This is a genomic window from Cytobacillus sp. MT66 (assembly GCF_058792595.1).
Genome location: NZ_JBXAFB010000006.1, coordinates 290847 through 303758, shown reverse-complemented (window position 1 = coordinate 303758; position 12912 = coordinate 290847). Strand labels below are relative to the sequence as shown.

At 41.6% G+C, this 12912-nt stretch carries 14 protein-coding genes and 1 other annotated feature; of the genes, 3 read left to right on the top strand and 11 right to left on the bottom strand.

Translation table 11 applies throughout. The features are described 5' to 3' along the window. Positions 1–26: 26 nt before the first annotated feature. Entirely contained in the window at positions 27–410 is a 384-nt protein-coding gene (locus tag AC1Q59_RS13490) for a hotdog fold thioesterase (protein ID WP_492366357.1), read from the bottom strand. A gap of 167 nt (positions 411–577) precedes the next feature. Here AC1Q59_RS13490 and AC1Q59_RS13485 point away from each other — a divergent pair, with 167 nt between their 5' ends. Next, the gene (locus AC1Q59_RS13485; protein WP_492366356.1) at positions 578–958 is read left to right on the top strand and encodes a YuzC family spore coat inner layer protein; all 381 of its coding nucleotides are present in this window, start codon (positions 578–580) and stop codon (positions 956–958) included. 112 nt (positions 959–1070) lie between these two features. Here AC1Q59_RS13485 and AC1Q59_RS13480 read toward each other — a convergent pair whose 3' ends face one another. The 3 genes from AC1Q59_RS13480 to ald all read right to left on the bottom strand — a co-directional run bounded on the left by AC1Q59_RS13480 (position 1071) and on the right by ald (position 4527). Further along, a complete protein-coding gene (locus AC1Q59_RS13480; RefSeq protein ID WP_492366355.1) occupies positions 1071–1286 on the bottom strand; it encodes a hypothetical protein in 216 nt (71 codons plus the stop codon). 117 nt (positions 1287–1403) lie between these two features. Then, positions 1404–2834, bottom strand: coding sequence for a proline--tRNA ligase (gene proS, locus AC1Q59_RS13475; RefSeq protein ID WP_492366354.1), 1431 nt, complete (start codon positions 2832–2834; stop codon positions 1404–1406). A gap of 272 nt (positions 2835–3106) precedes the next feature. Further along, positions 3107–3313: a binding site (T-box leader), on the bottom strand. Positions 3314–3417: 104 nt separating this feature from the next. Then, entirely contained in the window at positions 3418–4527 is a 1110-nt protein-coding gene (gene ald, locus AC1Q59_RS13470; protein ID WP_492366353.1) for an alanine dehydrogenase, read from the bottom strand. Between the two features lie 164 nt (positions 4528–4691). Here ald and AC1Q59_RS13465 point away from each other — a divergent pair, with 164 nt between their 5' ends. Further along, positions 4692–5201 carry a MerR family transcriptional regulator gene (locus AC1Q59_RS13465; RefSeq protein WP_492366352.1) on the top strand — a complete coding sequence of 170 codons (510 nt, stop codon included), beginning with the start codon at positions 4692–4694 and terminating at the stop codon, positions 5199–5201. Between the two features lie 129 nt (positions 5202–5330). Here the strand turns inward: AC1Q59_RS13465 and AC1Q59_RS13460 are convergent, their stop codons facing one another. From AC1Q59_RS13460 to AC1Q59_RS13450, 3 genes are all read right to left on the bottom strand, one after another. Next, the gene (locus tag AC1Q59_RS13460) at positions 5331–6644 is read right to left on the bottom strand and encodes a Na+/H+ antiporter family protein (protein WP_492366351.1); all 1314 of its coding nucleotides are present in this window, start codon (positions 6642–6644) and stop codon (positions 5331–5333) included. A gap of 211 nt (positions 6645–6855) precedes the next feature. Continuing rightward, on the bottom strand, positions 6856–8355 hold the full coding sequence (locus tag AC1Q59_RS13455; RefSeq protein WP_492366350.1) for a leucyl aminopeptidase: 1500 nt from the start codon (positions 8353–8355) through the stop codon (positions 6856–6858). 60 nt (positions 8356–8415) lie between these two features. Further along, positions 8416–8790, bottom strand: a complete 375-nt coding sequence (locus tag AC1Q59_RS13450) for a DUF309 domain-containing protein (protein ID WP_492366349.1) — start codon at positions 8788–8790, stop codon at positions 8416–8418. A gap of 183 nt (positions 8791–8973) precedes the next feature. Here AC1Q59_RS13450 and AC1Q59_RS13445 point away from each other — a divergent pair, with 183 nt between their 5' ends. Continuing rightward, positions 8974–9450 carry a divergent PAP2 family protein gene (locus tag AC1Q59_RS13445; RefSeq protein ID WP_492366348.1) on the top strand — a complete coding sequence of 159 codons (477 nt, stop codon included), beginning with the start codon at positions 8974–8976 and terminating at the stop codon, positions 9448–9450. Positions 9451–9557: 107 nt separating this feature from the next. On the opposite strand, the gene spsC is transcribed toward AC1Q59_RS13445, so the two are convergent. The 4 genes from spsC to AC1Q59_RS13425 form a co-directional block, all read right to left on the bottom strand. Beyond that, positions 9558–10274: a stationary phase survival protein SpsC gene (spsC, locus tag AC1Q59_RS13440; RefSeq protein ID WP_492366347.1), complete on the bottom strand. Its 717-nt coding sequence runs from the start codon at positions 10272–10274 to the stop codon at positions 9558–9560. Positions 10275–10395: 121 nt separating this feature from the next. Next, complete coding sequence (locus AC1Q59_RS13435; RefSeq protein WP_492366346.1) at positions 10396–10719, bottom strand: YuiB family protein; 324 nt, start codon at positions 10717–10719, stop codon at positions 10396–10398. A 94-nt stretch (positions 10720–10813) separates the two neighbouring features. Next, positions 10814–10942, bottom strand: a complete 129-nt coding sequence (locus AC1Q59_RS13430) for a YuiA family protein (protein ID WP_492366345.1) — start codon at positions 10940–10942, stop codon at positions 10814–10816. A gap of 288 nt (positions 10943–11230) precedes the next feature. Beyond that, complete coding sequence (locus tag AC1Q59_RS13425) at positions 11231–12448, bottom strand: NAD(P)/FAD-dependent oxidoreductase (RefSeq protein ID WP_492366344.1); 1218 nt, start codon at positions 12446–12448, stop codon at positions 11231–11233. Positions 12449–12912: the final 464 nt, after the last annotated feature.

Sequence of the window (12912 nt, the reverse complement as noted above, 5' to 3'; positions counted from 1 at the left end):
AAAAAGAAAATCAAACCTTTTTTCATTTACTTTCGTTTGATTACGGCTATCGTACATCGGGATACACAGATTAATTTATCATCTTCATCTTTAATTTTTATATCCCAAACTTGAGTGGTTCTGCCTTGATGAAGGACGGTGCCGACGGCTGTAACAAATCCAGCCTTTTTAGATTTAATATGGTTTGCATTAATCTCAAGACCTGCCACAACTTCTGTCTCTTTATCAACTAATTCATACGCGCCAATGCTTGCAACAGTTTCAGCAAGTGCCACTGATGCCCCCCCATGCAGCAGGCCAAACGGCTGTCTTGTCCGATGGTCAACAGGCATTGTGGCAATAACATTTCCTTTTTCCAGAGTTAAAATTTCCATTCCTAGAGCTTCGACTAATGTTTGATGTGTATCCAATCCTCCCACTCCTTTCTTATGTAATAAGTATACGACTAAAGATTGAGATTTTCCTTCATGCCGTTTTTACGCCTGCCTTAGACTGAGTAGAACCGAAATAGCTATTATGACATATATTGTAAGCATGTGGGGCGATTCTTGAAAAAGCTTAGAAAGAGGATGATCATGTGAACCCCTATGCTTATTACATGCCGATTCCATATTGTTATCAATATCCAGCCAGGATAAACAGCGGATACCCTGACATCAGACAAATTCCTGCGGTTAATCCGCAGATATTTATGACATCTGCCAAAGATATGGATATACTGCTAAAAGACGCGAGCCTTGTTTTAGCCAAAATGGCCAAGGACAAAAAGTTTTCATACGAATTAATTAATGCCGCACAATTATCAAAGCAAGAAACAGTCGAAAAAATGATTAAATCTATAGGAACGAAATTCGTCCCGAAGGTAAAATATACTCCGGATGGTTTAACTCTGACCTTCAACACAGGATCCGAATATCAGGACTGCTGCAGCCTGGTCCTCAAATTAAGATGGGGATAAGAAAAGCTTAGTAACACACTTTGCCACTAGCACCTGAGCGAAACTGATAAAAATAAAAAAGCTCTTCATGAGAGCTTTTTATTTTTTGGCTATTTACAGTACACGTTCTTTATTAGTAATAATAAGGGGCTCCGTATCCGTAGCCAAAGCCATATCCTCCGTACCCATACGGCGAAAACGGCGGCACTGGTCCATAAGGGAAAGGTGTAAATCCATAGTACGGACGAAATAAGGCGCTTCCAACTAAGCCGCCAAGCAATCCTCCGATAAAAGGTGCGCCAAGAAGAAAAAATCCCCTTTGGTCTGGCTGTCCTCGATAATAATGCATAATTTGGGTAACCTCCTATTCTTTTTCCCTACACTATTTCATATGCAATCCATTTGCCTTTGGCGTGGGCGATTTGAATAGGAGTCCCATTTTTCATACCATAATTATATAAAAGGATTAATAGGCTTTTGCCCAATAAACCAATTGATCTGCTTTACGTCCGCAGCAAACACACTCAGATGAAACAGCAGCTTGTTCAAATGGCAGACATCTTGAAGTTACACCTGTTTCTTCTTTTATTTTTTCCTCACAGGCGATATCCCCGCACCACATTGCTTTTACAAAGCCCTGCTTTTCTGCGAATGTCTCCTTGAACTCTTCATAATTGGTCACAGTATATGTTTTTTGCTCACGAAGTTCTTTTGCTTTACGGTATAGATTTTGCTGAATATCGTCAAGCAGCTCTGTAATTTTAGCCTCTAAGCCTTCCATTGGAACAACAACTTTTTCACCTGTATCTCTTCTGGCAAGGATGACTTGATTCTTTTCAATATCCTTTGGCCCTACCTCTAAGCGGATTGGCACACCCTTCATCTCATGCTCATTAAATTTCCATCCAGGCATTTTATCACTGGCATCAATACCAACTCGTGCCACACTGGATAAGGATTTCTTTAATTGATAGGCAAAGTCAAGAACGCCTTCTTTATGCTGGGCAATCGGCACAATCATCACTTGTGTTGGCGCTGCTTTTGGCGGGATTACAAGACCTCTGTTATCACCATGCACCATGATCATAGCCCCAATGATGCGTGTAGTGAATCCCCAGGAAGTTTGATTCACATATTGCTGCTTGCCATCTTTATCTAAATATTGGATGCCAAAGGCTTTAGCGAACCCATCTCCTAAATGGTGAGAAGTCCCTGACTGAAGAGCTTTACCATCATGCATCAAGCTTTCAATTGTATAAGTGAATTTTGCACCAGCAAATTTTTCCTTATCCGTTTTTTGTCCTTTTACTACAGGAATCGCCAGCACATTTTCACAGACATCCGCATAAACCTCAAGCATTCTGCGTGTTTCTTCATGTGCATCCTCATCAGTAGCATGGCATGTATGACCTTCCTGCCATAAGAACTCCATTGTGCGCAGGAACGGTCTTGTCGTTTTTTCCCATCGAACGACATTGGCCCATTGATTGTATAGCTTAGGCAGATCGCGATAGGAATGAATAATATCTTTATAATGTTCACAGAAAAGAACTTCTGATGTTGGACGGACTACTAAACGCTCGGCTAATTCTTCATCCCCTCCATGCGTCACCCAGGCAACTTCAGGGGCAAAGCCTTCCACATGGTCCTTTTCCTTTTGCAGCAGACTTTCAGGGATGAATAACGGCATGTAGATATTTTCATGTCCTGTTTCGATAATACGATTATTTAGTTCTGTTTTGATGTTTTCCCATAAGGATAAACCGTATGGACGGATGATCATGCAGCCTCGGACACTAGAATAGTCGATTAGGTCCGCCTTGGTAACAACGTCTGTATACCACTGGGCAAAATCATCTTCCATGGAAGTAATATCTTTTACAAACTCTTTTGCCATTTTTAATACACCTCTATTTAATTTTTTCAATGGTTGATTGCTAAACAAACTTTTTTCAATAAGGCTCTGTTAAATTTGACCGTTGATTTCCTCTCCAGGCACTTCGCTTTCCGGGGGGCGTTTTGTGAGCCTCCTCGTCGCATTCGCTCCTGCGGGGTCTCACTTCAACGCTGATCCCCCAGGAGTCTACGTGCCTGCAGCGAAGATCAACTATGCGGTTAAAATCAACATTATAGTTTAACACAGCTTTCAAAAAAAAAGCTTTGCATTAAAAAAGGGACCAATATATGGCGGTACCACCCTTATTTAAAGCAAAGCTTTACACTCAGAATTTGATAACGGAGTATGTCCGCATGTATCTTTTCGACACAGAACTCGGAGGCAGGTTCAAGCGGCTGTTTAATAGGAGACTTTCAGCTTAGGGCTCCCTCTCTGAGAATAAACAAATTCCCTCTACTATTCCTCGTCATTGTTTTTAAGTATTTAAATGTAAATAGTTAATCCCATTTTACCCTTATCTTAGACATTTTGCCACAATTTTATACAGGAAATCCTCCCCGGCAAGGGAGGATCTTTTTATCTATTAAAATGCTTCATCTACAGAAGCGTAAGAATAGCCAAGGTCTTTTGCTACCGCTTCATAGGTGACATGACCGTTTAATACATTGACCCCACGCTTTAATGCAGCATTATCGTCAACTGCCTTTTTAACACCCTTATTAGCAATTTGCAGCGCATAAGGAATGGTCACATTCGTAAGAGCAATAGTAGATGTTCTTGGAACAGCGCCAGGCATATTAGCAACAGCATAGTGAACAACACCATGCTTCACATAGGTTGGATCATCATGTGTTGTTACATGATCAACAGTTTCAAAGATTCCGCCCTGGTCAACAGCTACATCAATGACCACAGATCCAGGTGACATTGACTTGACCATTTCTTCAGTTACCAGCTTAGGAGCTTTTGCCCCAGGAATCAGAACTGCACCGATTACGAGATCACTTTCTTTAACAGCCTGAGCAATATTAAATGGATTTGACATTAAAGTCTGAATCGTATCACCGAAAATATCATCAAGCTGGCGGAGACGATCTGGGTTAAGATCAATGATAGTGACGGCAGCACCTAGGCCAACAGCCATTTTTGCAGCATTAATTCCTACAACTCCACCGCCGACGATGGTTACCTTGCCGCGCTGGACACCTGGAACACCTGCAAGAAGGATCCCTTTTCCGCCATTAGTTTTTTGCAAGAATTGAGCACCAATTTGTGTAGACATACGGCCGGCAACTTCACTCATTGGTGTAAGCAAAGGCAAAGTGCGATTCAATTCAACAGTTTCATAGGCAATGGCAGTTACGCCAGATTCGATCAGTGCCTTAGTTAGTTCAGGCTCTGCAGCTAAGTGCAGATATGTAAACAAAATTAAATCTCTGCGGAAGTATTTATATTCCGGCTCCAATGGCTCTTTTACCTTCATAACCATTTCCGCTGCCCATGCATCAGCAGCTGTGGAAACGATTTCAGCGCCTGCTTGTTTATAGTCATCGTCAGTGAAACTGCTTCCTAAGCCAGCACCTGTTTCAATTAATACCTTATGGCCAGCACTGACAAGAGAGAATACACTAGCTGGTGTCATTGCAACACGATTCTCATTGTTCTTTATCTCTTTAGGCACACCTACAATCATCAAAAAAACCCCCTTCCAATTATCAAAACCAATTTTAGTATAATAAAAATCTTGTAATAAATCCACTTTCTTTGCCGAATAGGAACTTGTTTTGTCACACGTGAAGGAATCACCTTGGCCGAAAGAGAAAGCATCATTAATATATTTGGCGGGAGGGACTTATCATGAACACAAGTGCTGTAGCAAAGTTATTGGGAGTATCTTCAAGTACGGTGCAGCGTTGGGTGAAGCAGCTGGGAATCGATATGGAGCGGAATGAACTTGGTCATTATTTATTTAACGAGGAAGACATTCAATTATTGAAACAAGTCCAAGAGCAATTAAATAATGGGGTTAGTTTGCAGGAGGTTTCGGTCGGCAAGAAAACACAGCGAAAAGGTGCTGCAAAGCAAATTGATCCAGCTGCAGGGAAGCTGCTTGAGCGGATCCAAGTGCTCGAGCAAAAGATGAACAGCAAAGCAGACGATGTAGTCACATATCAGCTCCTGCAGCATCGAAGAGAAATTGAGGATCTGCAAACCCAGCTTAAAGAACTGTCAGCCAAAATTGAAAAACTCGAAGCCGAACGTGCAAGCAAAAATAACAGTATAGAAAACCTTATCGTATTAGACGAAGAAAAAAAGAAACCAAAGCCAAAAAAGAAAAACGTCCTATCCTCACTGTTCGGATTTTAGCACATTAACGCATTGGGGGTCAGGCCCCCGCCGGAGTAAAGCATTAACGCAATGGGGTCAGACCCCCACCGCTTTAATGCATTAAAAAGGCAGCTTCCCTTGGTAGAGAAGCTGCCTTTTTTGGTGTGATTATAGTACCATGGCTGCAATCCAGCCGAATATAATGAGCGGAATATTATAGTGCAGGAACGTAGGAACACATGAATCCCAGATGTGATTATGCTGACCATCTGCGTTAAGTCCTGCTGTTGGCCCTAATGTACTATCAGAAGCTGGGGATCCGGCATCCCCAAGCGCTGCAGCTGTTCCAACCAAGGCAATGGTCGCCATTGGGCTGAATCCAAGCTCCAATGACAGCGGAACAAAGATCGTTGCAATAATAGGAATAGTAGAGAATGAGGATCCAATCCCCATTGTTACCAGCAAGCCGACAACAAGCATCAAAAGTGCTGCAAGTGACTTATTTCCACTAATTAAGCCTGCCGCCTGCTGCACCAACTCCTCTACATCCCCAGTTGCTTTTAGCACTTCTGCAAATCCAAAGGCTGCCAGCATGACAAACCCGATGAAAGCCATCATTTTCATTCCGTCTGTTAATACATCATCAGCCTCTTTCCATTTAACCGAGCCTGTAATATAAATAACAAGAATACCTGCCAAGGCACCGAATATCATGGAATCAAGGACAATCTGAACACCGAGTGCCGCTATAATCGAAATGATCGAAAAGACTATGCTTTTTTTATTAGTATCTGTTTTTTCCGTTTCAATGATCGAAAAGTCTTTATAGTCTCTTGGCTTGCGATAGGAAATAAAAACAGCTACAAGCAAACCTGCGACCATCCCTGCCGTTGGAATCAGCATGGCCATTGGGATATCGCTGCTATTTACTGCTAGACCGCTGCTTTCAATGTTTTCTGCCAAAATCCCCTGGAATATCTTCCCGAATCCAGCCGGAAGCAGAATATATGGTGCGGTCAAGCCAAAGGTTAGAACAGAAGCAATTAAGCGACGATCAATTTTCAATTCATTCATAACTGTTAATAATGGCGGAATCAGAATAGGAATAAAGGCAATATGAATGGGAATCACGTTCTGAGAAAAACATGCCATAATTAATATAGAAATAATGATAAGTGCTTTTGATAGCTTTTTCCCTCGAGATTCTCCATCACTGCCAACCCTTTGCAAAATCCACTCAACAAGTAAGCTAGGCAAGCCAGTTCTTGAAATGGCCACTGCAAATCCGCCTAATAGAGCATAGCTTAGCGCAACCTCTGCACTGCCGCCAAGCCCGCTGGTAAATACTTCAATGGTTTTATCCATACTTAAACCGCCTGCCAAACCGCCGACAAGTGCGCCAACCGCCAATGCAATTACCACATTTATTCTTAAAAGACTCAATATAAGCATGACGAGTACTGCAAGTACAACTGCATTCATATAAAAAATCCTTCCTTTTACTTTACTATGCTAAATTGGTAGAGAGCTAAAACATAGATATAAAACTATCATACTGACATCTTCATGTCAATAGCATTAGAACAGGGAAAAAAAGGGTCAGGTTCCCGACACTTTAACAGTTTAACGTGCCGGGGGCCTGACCCCCACTGGTTTAATGCGTCACCGCGTTTAATGGGTGAACGTTTATGGTTTATTTTTCGAATCTTTCTACAAGGAGGGCGAGGGTTCGCACCATGACGCCTGTTGCGCCTGATGGGCCCAGGTCATGGTCTTTTCGTGTGACAGAGGTGCCTGCGATATCCAGGTGTACCCAAGGGGTGTCCTCTGCAAATTCCCCGATAAATGCACCGCCCATGATTGCATGGCCTTCACGCCCTGGTGAATTATTCAAGTCAGCAATTTTGCTGCTTCTCACTCTTTTCTTATCCTTTTCAAATAGCGGCAGACGCCAGATCGGCTCTCCTGCTTCATAGGAAGCTTCGAGAACCTGCTCCCAGAAAGCCTCATTATTTGTTAAGGCACCGGTTGTCTCATTGCCTAAAGCGACAATTACACCGCCAGTTAGAGTAGCAATATCAACAAGATAGTTCGCCCCATGAAACTTCGCATAGGTTACAGCGTCAGCGAGAACGAGTCTTCCCTCTGCATCCGTGTTAAGCACTTCGATTGTTTTGCCGCTCATCGAAGTAATAACATCATCGGGCTTAAAGGCGCCTCCTGAGATCATATTATCAGTGGAAGGAATAACAGCAACGACGTTTTGCTCTGGTCTAAGCTCTCCGATAATCTCCATCGCTCCAAGTACAGCTGCTGCACCGCCCATATCCGTTTTCATGCCGACGATTCCATCTTTTGTTTTCAAAGAATAACCGCCAGTATCAAATGTAATTCCTTTTCCAACTAGACCAATGACATCTGTCCATTCATCTTTCCCCTGGTATTTAAGAACAATCATTTTTGGCGGCTGTTCAGACCCTTGATTTACTGCAAGCAAGGCGCCCATGCCAAGTTTCTGCATGTCTTCCTTTTCAAGAATTTCAGCTTCAAAATCATATTTTGCAGCCAATTCCTTTGCATATTCCGCCATATCTGAAGCCGTAAGCAGATTACCCGGAAGGTTAACAAGGGTACGCGCTGAATTCGTTGCTTTTCCATAAGCATACCCTACAGTCAAAGCCGCCTTTACATCTTCTGCCTCCTCTGCCTGACTATACACAGTAATGCCTTCAACTTCCCTTTCAGGTTCATTTGATTTCTTTTTGTAGCCCTCAAAGCTGTAAGTGGATAAAGCAAATGCCTCGCTTAGCGCATGCCCTGCATCAAGGGCATCAATGCCTTCACCAAGGAAACTATCTAAATATACAGCAGCATTTCCCAATTTATCATTTTTGACCGCTTTAAACACTCTTCCAAACGCCTCGCGCAGCCCATCAAATGAAAAATCCTTTTCCCTGCCAAGACCGACAATATATATTCTTTTTGCACCTATTTTTCCGAAAGTATGTATTTTAGCAACTGCTTTAAACTTCGCGGAAACATCACCGCTTTTGACAAGCTCTGTTAGCTGACCGCCGAATTGTTCATCTAAATTTCCCAAAGTCCCTTCAAATTTATTAGGCTTTTCAAAAATTCCAATGATTAAACATTCATGTGTATCAGCCAGATTCCAATCTCTCAATACTGTAAACATATGTTCACCCCCAAATTAGATGATTTCATTATATAGGAAAAAAACAATTATTTCGACTCCCTAATCATTTAAGAATAAAAGCAATTCTGGAAGCTTCGGCAGTCTTCCTTGCTCTCGGAATTCAACCCTGTCAATATCCTTAGGGAAAATCTCCAGGCATGTTTCAATAAAAAGATAAACATGCTCAAGATCCAATCCCCAATGCTTAGGACGATAAGACTGCAAATACTCATGTGCAGCAGCCATCATTAGCCTTGCCCCTTTGACATTCCCATACTCATAATGATAAATAGCTACGCTCATCTGCAGGAGGCCTTTTAAGAACAAATTCCCCTTATCTGTCATCCACATTTCCTCAAGCAAATCATGGCATGTATAGTAATCTCCTTCATTAAACTTCACAAAAAACTCATAATACTCCTGCGGATAGTCCACATTCCCCCACCCCTTTCAGAAAGAGGAAATCCCTTTTTTTCTTTCTCCGTGACGGCAAATAAAAAGACCTTATTTCCGAAAAACCATTGCACTAATAGTAAAATATTATTATCATCTTAACAAATAGATCACTTTTTTCATTGTCTTTTGCCTATCCGGAAAAAATAAAGGTGGTTTTCCTGCATGGAATTATTTATGAATTTTTCGTTATGGTCCGCAATTGCAGCTATTTTCTTTGCCCAATTCGTTAAGGTTCCTATTCAATTCATTGCAACGAAAAAGCTTGATTGGTCGCTGCTGACTAGCACTGGCGGAATGCCCAGTTCGCATTCTGCAGCAGTAACAGCACTTTCCACTGGTGTTGCCCTAGAATCAGGCTTGAGCTCCCCTATATTTGCCGTTTCAGCAGTCTTTGCCATTATAACCATGTTTGATGCCACTGGTGTTCGCCGTCAAGCAGGAGAACAGGCTATTGTCTTAAATCAGCTCGTATCGGATTTCAACCGTTTCCTTGAGGAAGCGAGACTCTGGCAAAAAAAGGCTGACCGCGAAAAGCGCAAAGAACTTAAAGAGCTTCTTGGACACAAACCGATCGAAGTTTTTTTCGGCGGTCTTACAGGGATCCTACTAACCCTTGGTCTTCATTATCTAGTTTTATAGGTCCTAACTATAAAAAACAGGCGCATTCAAATAGAATGCCCTGTTTTTTATTAAAAGGATTCACAGCACAAGTCTTTACGCAATTAACAGGTGCTTGCAGCTTTTTTCTATTTCCTTTCTGATCTCGTATATTGCTGGCGGAAAACCTGCATAGACTCGTTCTCATTAAGCAAATGGAGCTCTTCCTCCGTCAGGGTGCCATCCCCCATTTCAACAATGTACACGTTCAGTTCTTTCTTGCCCCAATGATTATAAACATCTTCTACCGTTTCATAGTAAAGGTCCAGCCGATCCCCCTTGATGGCTCCTCCCTTATCAGCGACCACACCGTAGCCATAACCTGGGACAAATAAGATTGTTCCGATAGGGAATACATTTAAATCCGCAGCAACTGTTGAATATAAATCTCTTTTCACCTTAACCCCAGAATATGTAATGCCAAACCCAGGATGTCCAGGATGTTTTCCGGTTGATTCATAATAGGCTGTGTATCCGGTTGCTACTACCTTTTTTGATGGATATTTCGTCCAGTCGATGGCCTCCTCTAAAGTTTGCGGCTCGGCCGCTGCCGTTTGACTGGCAGATAGCTGTCCATCTAAATGAACCATACTCTTTAAATATTTTATAGCGCCTTCTACAGACTTATAAGCTTGCTCAAAGAAGTGATCGCCCGATTCCTTGCCAGGCTGTGAATTTGCTGTACTGTAGTAATCTTTTAAAGTTCCTGCTCCAACCCCGGAAATGGTCTGCAGGGTTGTTAAAAGGGCTGCGAAGAATAATATTGACATTATTGTTCGCCTTGTCCAACTCTTTATTTTACTCATGTTAAATTTTCATCCTCCCAAGAATATTCATTTCCCAAGAATTAGAGAAATATTCGGATTGGAGCGAAATTAAAACATGAGGAAAAATAAAAAGACCCTGCATCCTCGCAGAGTCTTAGTTTTAAAACATTTGATACCCTTTTTTTCTTAGCATTTTTATGACAATACCAGCAACGATCGCACCAGCTAATCCGCTGCTCAAAATCAGAATATCTACGGTCACCAGCTGAGAAAGCTCATGCCCTAAGCTTGAAAAAGCTTCTCCTGTGTTCGTAAAGTATTCAATAAAACGAACCTTGTCAATAATCAATAGCGCGACAACTGGAAAAATAATTGCCATAATCCATGACATTCGCAAAAGCATATTTAGTATAAAACCTATCCCAAAAAATAGAACGAAAAATAGAATCATCGAAATAGGCAATGTAAAAATCGTCATCTGCATATAAAGGCCTCCCCCTTACACATCAATAAATAGTGTACTTAATGTATTTGGGTGAAGTCAATAAGAAATGCCCCGCGGCTGCGGGGCAATTTTTTTAGTTCTTATTTTTTTGTCCGGTTCCTTCACAGCTCGTGCATGTTTCTGAACCGCCTAATAATAGTTGGAAATATCCATTACCTGAACAATATACACACTCGTTTTTGTCTGCTGTCTTTGCTGCCATTTTGTCCATCTCCTTGTAATGTGTTTTTGTATTGAATTTTCTGATAATATACCAAGAATTTTATTGAAAGAAAAGTTCCAAATTTCAGTAAAAATAGTCATAGAAAACGATTACATCTGTTTCATCCTTTAAAATTCTTACTCTAGCTCTTATTTTTGGGAAATTTCAGAATAATAGGACTGAACCCTTGGGACAACTAGCTTCAATAATTTTGTGGTAATATTTACCGGCGCAAATACTCACTAAAAAAGGGGGCAGGCTGCTTTTCTGTCCCCCTTGTCATTTATTTTAAAATAAATTAAATTTCCCTTTTCGCAAAACTAATGAAGGACCGCCAATCATATATAAAGCGCGGTTATCAACCATTTTTTTCATGAAAGAGGCAGTCGATCCTGTCATCTTTTTGCCGAATGCCACACCAACGGCATCATCATCACCCAAAGAGCAGACAGTTCCTTTAATATCCGGTTTGAAATTTGAAAGTGCAGGCTGCTGGCGTATTAAGGCAAGAAGGTTCTTGGCACATGTTTCTCCTTGCTGCATGGCAATTTGCGCAGTAGGCGGATATGGACGATTAATCTCCTCATTTATCACCAAGGAGCAATCACCGATGATAAAAATATGATCATGTCCAGGTGCCCTTAGATCTGGTGTAACCTTCACACGTCCGCGCATGGCTTCAAAGCCTGATTTTTCGATTAGCGAATTCCCTCGGATTCCTGCTGCCCATACCACTGTTCCAGCTTTAATCTCCTCGGTCTCATCTTCGCCTTTCGCTACTATAATTCCCTCTGGTGTGCATTCCTTAATAGCCGTGCCAATACGAAACTCTACTCCTTTTTTCTCTAGCTGAGCTACCGCGTACCTGACAAGCTCAGGGTCAAATCCTGGCAATGCAGTAGGAGCAGCCTCGACACAGATAATCTTAACTTTCTCTGGATCAATATCATATTCTGAACAAAGCTCAGGGACCCTGTTCCCAAGCTCACCAAGGAATTCTATTCCGGTGAAGCCCGCCCCTCCAACAACAATGGTTAGGCGCTCCTCTTTTTTCTCTGCCTCTGTTGGGTAGACAGCAAATTGGTATTCAATATGTTCACGTATTTGCCGGGCCGCATTGACATTTACAATAGAAAACGCGTGCTCTTTTAATCCCTTTATGCCAAAGGTTTCAGATTCCCCGCCAACAGCAACAACTAAATAATCGTAATCTATTTCACCATCTTCTAAAATTACTTTATTATCCCCTGTCTTTATCTCGGTAACGGTGCCTTTTATAAAGTTCACCTTATTTTGATCAATGACAGATTTAATATCATAGCGTACCCTGTCATGATGCAAGGTGCCTGCAGATGCTTCGTGAAGCCATGTAGTTTCATAGTGGTAATCATTTTTATTCACTAATATAATATCCGCTTCATTCGGACCCAAAGCTTTTTGCAGACGGGTGGCCGTCATAAGCCCGCCATAGCCAGCTCCCAAAATGACAATTCTCTGTTTTCTCAACGTATATCTTCCACCTTTAACTGTTATTTTTACTGAAAGCTCTTTTGAAAAACGCTTCTTTTTAAAGGGGTCTGTTAAACTTGACCGTTGATTTCCACTCCAGGCGCTTCGCTTTCCGGGGGCATTTTGCGAGCCTCCTCACAGCGACCGCTCCTGCGGGGTCTCGCTTCAATGCTGATCCCCCAGGAGTCTGCGCGTCTTCCGTTCCAATCAACTAAGCAGTATTAACTAACTCTGCCTTAACAGAAACTTTTTAAAAAGAGTTTGTGATGTTATTCACTTGAAGTGTCAAAAATATGTTCATTTTACATTAATAATTTAATTATTCTATATATTCATATTATTCTTTTCCATTTCCTTTTTCAACCTTAAAGATAGAGATATCACCCTATCATGATGTGTATGTATTTGATCATTTTATTATGATAATTGAATTTTCATATCCTTCACCAAATTTGCAAAGT

What these genes read in the sequence shown, in the direction of transcription:
- AC1Q59_RS13480 (WP_492366355.1), bottom strand. Translation starts at nt 1,286, where the DNA reads ATGCATTATTATCGAGGACAGCCAGACCAAAGGGGATTTTTTCTTCTT.
- spsC (WP_492366347.1), bottom strand. Translation starts at nt 10,274, where the DNA reads ATGAGTAAAATAAAGAGTTGGACAAGGCGAACAATAATGTCAATATTA.
- AC1Q59_RS13445 (WP_492366348.1), top strand. Translation starts at nt 8,974, where the DNA reads ATGGAATTATTTATGAATTTTTCGTTATGGTCCGCAATTGCAGCTATT.
- AC1Q59_RS13460 (WP_492366351.1), bottom strand. Translation starts at nt 6,644, where the DNA reads ATGAATGCAGTTGTACTTGCAGTACTCGTCATGCTTATATTGAGTCTT.
- AC1Q59_RS13455 (WP_492366350.1), bottom strand. Translation starts at nt 8,355, where the DNA reads ATGTTTACAGTATTGAGAGATTGGAATCTGGCTGATACACATGAATGT.
- AC1Q59_RS13465 (WP_492366352.1), top strand. Translation starts at nt 4,692, where the DNA reads ATGAACACAAGTGCTGTAGCAAAGTTATTGGGAGTATCTTCAAGTACG.
- AC1Q59_RS13430 (WP_492366345.1), bottom strand. Translation starts at nt 10,942, where the DNA reads ATGGCAGCAAAGACAGCAGACAAAAACGAGTGTGTATATTGTTCAGGT.
- ald (WP_492366353.1), bottom strand. Translation starts at nt 4,527, where the DNA reads ATGATTGTAGGTGTGCCTAAAGAGATAAAGAACAATGAGAATCGTGTT.
- AC1Q59_RS13435 (WP_492366346.1), bottom strand. Translation starts at nt 10,719, where the DNA reads ATGCAGATGACGATTTTTACATTGCCTATTTCGATGATTCTATTTTTC.
- proS (WP_492366354.1), bottom strand. Translation starts at nt 2,834, where the DNA reads ATGGCAAAAGAGTTTGTAAAAGATATTACTTCCATGGAAGATGATTTT.